A 2,713-nucleotide genomic window follows, 5' to 3' on the forward strand; every position below is an offset into this window, starting at 1 on the left:
TACAGCGCGCGGGCCAGGGGGACGTCCTGCACGAGCGGGACGCGGTGCTCGGTGGCGACCTCGCGGATGCGGGGTGGCGATCGCGCCGGCCCCGCGCGCGGTGACCACCGGGGCGGTCGCGCCGTCGGGGTAGGTGAGCGCGATGGCGACGTGGGTGGGGTTGACGAGCACGACGTCGGCGTTCGCGGTGTCGGCGATCATCCGGTTGCGCGAGACGGCGAGCTGGCGCGAGCGGATCGCGCCCTTGAGCAGCGGGTCGCCCTCGGAGTTCTTGTGCTCCTGCTTGACCTCCTGCTTGGTCATGCGGGTCTGCTTGCCGACCTTGTGCCGCTGGAACAGGTAGTCGGCGGCGGCCATGAGCACGCCCAGCACGGCGACCCACCGCACCATCGCGACGACGTCGGAGGTGACCCGGTCCAGGACCGACTCGACGGAGTAGAAGCGCCCGACCATGGGGACGAGCCCTTGGATGGAGGTGTAGACCAGGATCGCCACGAGCGCGGACTTCACCAGCACCTTCGCGCCCTCCCACAGCGCCTGGGTGCCGAACACGCGCTTGAACCCGGTGATCGGGTTGAGCTTCTTGGCCGACGGCTTGACCGCCTTGGTCGCCAGGTAGAAGCCGCCCTGGGACAGGGCGCCGGCGACGCCGACGAGCAGCACCGCGCTGCCGAGCAGCACCAGGGCGAGCAGGGCGTGGGTGGAGGCCGAGCCGAGCAGCTGCAGCGCGTGGGCGGGGTCGGCCTCGTCCAGGCCGGTGAACGAGCGGGTCATGATGTCGCGCATCGCGTCCAGCTCGCGGCCCACCATCGCCGGCAGGAACATCGCGAACAGCAGCAGGGCCGACCAGCCGCCGATCTCCTGGCTGCGCGGGACCTGCCCCTCCTTGCGGTTCTCCTTGTTCTTCTTCGCGGTGGGCTTCTCAGTCTTCTCCTCGCTCCCCGACGCCATCAGGCACCCCCCGCCAGGGTGGACATCGCCTCGAGGATGAGCTCGACGAGGCGGTCGATGACGCCCGGCAGCACCGGGAAGGACATCCCGACGACCAGCAGCGTGAGGCCGATCTTGGCCGGGAACATGACATTGATGGCGTTGAGGTGCGGGGCGACCTTGGTCAGCAGCGCCAGCCCGAGGTCGGCCACGAACAGCACCGCCACGAGCGGCAGCGCGATCTGCACCGCGGTGACGAAGAAGACGGTGAAGGCGGTGGTCAGCACCTCCGGCCCGCTGGGCATCGAGATCGACCCGCCGACCGGCATGACGTCGAACGTCTTGAGCAGCCCGCCGACGACGAGCAGGTGGCCGCCCGAGACGAGCAGCAGGGCGACCGCCAGCGTGCTGTGGAACTTGCCCATGATCGTGTTCATGGTCATGTTCAGCGGGTCGAACGCCTGGGAGATCGCGAAGCCGCCGAACAGGTCGATGATGCTGCCCGCGGCCGCGACGGCCGAGAACAGCAGCATGGTGACGAAGCCCATGATCGCGCCGACGAAGACCTGCCCGAGCACCTCCAGCAGCAGCGCCGGGGTCGACTCCGGGACGTCCCCGCCGGTGAGCGGGGCCACGGCCATGGCCAGGCCCACGGCCAGGACGACCTTGAGCTGCGTGGGGACCGTCCGGCCGGCGAACGGCGGGGCGATCATCAGCCAGGTGAAGATCCGCACCGACGCCAGCAGGTAGGCCAGCAGCGGCTCCCCGGCGAGGCTCAGCGTCACGAGGTCACCCCAGCAGGCTGGGCAGCATGTCGAACAGGCCGACGGTGAAGTTCTGCAGCTCGTGCAGCATCCAGTTGCCGCTCACCATGAGCACCACGCCCACGCCGATCAGCTTGGGCACGAAGGCGAGCGTGAACTCCTGGATCTGGGTCATCGACTGGAACAGCGAGACCAGGAAGCCGATCGCGAGGCTGGTCACGAGGATGGGGGCCGAGAGCTTGAGCGCGATGACCATGGTGTGCATCGCGATCTCCAGGACCTGGGTGTCCGTCATCGTCGTCCCCCTCACCCGTAGCTCGAGACGAGGGCGGTGACGATGAGCGCCCAGCCGTCGACGAGGACGAACAGCAGGAGCTTGAACGGCAGCGACACGATCGTGGGCGGCATCATCATCATGCCCAGGGCCATCAGCGCGCCGCTGACGACGATGTCGATGACCAGGAACGGGATGAAGATGACGAAGCCGATGATGAAGGCCTGCTTGAGCTCGCTGAGCACGAAGGCCGGGATGAGCGTCGTCAGCGCGACGTCGTCGCGGGTGTCGGGCAGCTCGCGCTCGGCGACGTTGCTCAGCAGCTGCAGCTCGGAGTCGCCGGTGTGGGCGATCATGAACGCGCGCAGCGGCTCGATGCCCGCGTTCCAGGCGGCGCTCGCGCTGAGGTCGCCGTCCAGGTAGGGCTGGACGCCGGCGTCGTTGATGGCGCTGAGCACCGGGGCCATGATGAACAGGCTCAGGAACAGCGCCAGGCCGGCGAGCACCTGGTTGGGCGGCGTCTGCTGCAGGCCCAGCGCGTTGCGCGTCAGGCCGAGCACGACGAGCACCTTGGTGAACGCGGTGCAGGTCAGCACGATCGCCGGCAGCAGCGAGACCAGCGTCAGCGCGATGATCGTGACGACCGACGTGCTCGGGTCGCTGGTCAGGCCGTCCAGCTCGACGGTGACGCCGTCGGGGCCCTCGGGCCCGCGCGGACCGGCCGCGTGGGCGGGCGCCGCGGCGA

4 protein-coding genes are annotated in these 2,713 nt (G+C 69.4%); all 4 read right to left on the reverse strand.

The genetic code is table 11. From position 1 onward, the window contains the following. The coding region (locus AC2W7G_RS13310; protein WP_485868861.1) for an EscU/YscU/HrcU family type III secretion system export apparatus switch protein at positions 1-951 on the reverse strand (951 nt) is incomplete at its 3' end. Then, positions 951-1,715 (reverse strand): flagellar biosynthetic protein FliR, encoded by a 765-nt coding sequence (locus AC2W7G_RS13315; RefSeq protein WP_485868862.1) that lies wholly within the window; start codon positions 1,713-1,715, stop codon positions 951-953. The genes AC2W7G_RS13310 and AC2W7G_RS13315, both read right to left, overlap by 1 nt. Before the next feature lie 4 nt (positions 1,716-1,719). Further along, a complete protein-coding gene (locus AC2W7G_RS13320) occupies positions 1,720-1,989 on the reverse strand; it encodes a flagellar biosynthetic protein FliQ (RefSeq protein ID WP_131402943.1) in 270 nt (89 codons plus the stop codon). 11 nt (positions 1,990-2,000) lie between these two features. Next, positions 2,001-2,713, reverse strand: a 713-nt coding sequence (fliP, locus tag AC2W7G_RS13325; protein ID WP_485868863.1) for a flagellar type III secretion system pore protein FliP, incomplete at its 5' end; no start/stop codon positions are given.

It is taken from the genome of Aeromicrobium sp. PFPM2_SD2 (genome assembly GCF_057364525.1).

Coding starts and splice junctions, on each gene's coding strand:
- AC2W7G_RS13320 (WP_131402943.1), bottom strand. CDS start 1,989: ATGACGGACACCCAGGTCCTGGAGATCGCGATGCACACCATGGTCATC.